Here is a 368-nt window from a genome sequence, read left to right on the forward strand (position 1 = left end):
CGGAGGTCGGCTTTCTCGGTGTTGGTATTGCGCTGCTTTGGAGCGGCTACCAATGTTGCATCCAGGATCTGGCCCGACATCGGCAGATAGCCCGCGTTCCGCAGAGTTGCATCAAACCGGGCAAACAGCCTTTCAATGGCWCCCGCCTGTGTCARACGCTCRCGAAACAGCCAGACCGTTTTGGCATCSGGCACGCGATCTGACAGCCCCAGACCAAGAAAACGCATGAAGGACAGGCGGTCATTGATCAGATATTCCGTCCGTTCATCGGACAGATTATTCAGCGTCTGGATCACCAGGATTTTGAACATCAGCACCGGATCAAACGGCGGACGGCCGCCTTTGCTCCCGTCCGCATAGGCCAGAGC

Annotated in this window: 1 protein-coding gene; it reads right to left on the minus strand. The window is 57.1% G+C overall.

From position 1 onward, the window contains the following. Positions 1–368 (minus strand): transposase (locus KP705_RS19380; RefSeq protein ID WP_215765490.1); only part of this gene is annotated, 368 nt, incomplete at both ends.

It is taken from the genome of Gluconobacter sp. P1D12_c (genome assembly GCF_018812105.1).
Taxonomy (GTDB): domain Bacteria; phylum Pseudomonadota; class Alphaproteobacteria; order Acetobacterales; family Acetobacteraceae; genus Gluconobacter; species Gluconobacter oxydans_A.